This window comes from Kocuria cellulosilytica (assembly GCF_040981245.1).
Taxonomy (GTDB): domain Bacteria; phylum Actinomycetota; class Actinomycetes; order Actinomycetales; family Micrococcaceae; genus Kocuria; species Kocuria cellulosilytica.
The window spans coordinates 1-602 of sequence record NZ_JAVFWZ010000074.1 but is presented as its reverse complement, the minus strand read 5'-3'; the positions used below and the strand labels follow the sequence as shown (position 1 = coordinate 602).

The following is a 602-nucleotide window of genomic DNA, read 5'->3' as shown; positions in this document are numbered from 1 at the left end:
AATCGGGGAAGATGTGTCGCTGTTGAGTACGTCGATCATGGTCGCCCCCTTGGCGTGATTCGGGAAAGATGAAACGGCGTGTACAGGGATCTTGGGGGGGATTGGCACGACACGATCGACCGTTTCGCAGAGCTGTCGGAGTAGTCGATGCGTACTGCTCCTCCATTCCGGCAAGCAGAAATCCATGCAGATCGAGCGTCCAACACATGCTCTCTAAAATCAAACCCATCTATTGCCGCGGGCTTTCCCCCAGGCCTCAGAGAGCTGCAGGTCTTCACTTCGGGATCAAGCACAATCACCCCGCCACCGGTAAACAGGCCGTAGTTCCCTTGGCAGTCGTTGCGTGAAACCTCTCGCATCAGTTCGGCGGCAATGCGGAACTGCTGGTCCTTGCTCAAGCCGCTGATCGCTTCGCGAAGCGCGTAGCCATTCTGGGCTAGAAGTTCGATCATGGCGTTCTGCACCGACGATCGCGCACCGAATGCCTCATTGAAGTCGGTGCGTTCATTGAAACGAGACGAGGAGTTATCCTGCAGGGTACTTTTCCAGAACGTGCCCAGAGCAGCTGCTGGATCAGAATCTGTCCGGACGAGGTTGGGGAA

The 602-nt window shown here is 56.3% G+C and carries 1 protein-coding gene; it reads right to left on the bottom strand.

Annotated elements, in window-relative coordinates:
* Positions 1-35: 35 nt before the first annotated feature.
* A partial coding sequence (locus tag RCG67_RS17055) for a hypothetical protein (protein WP_368827987.1) occupies positions 36-602 on the bottom strand: 567 nt, incomplete at its 5' end.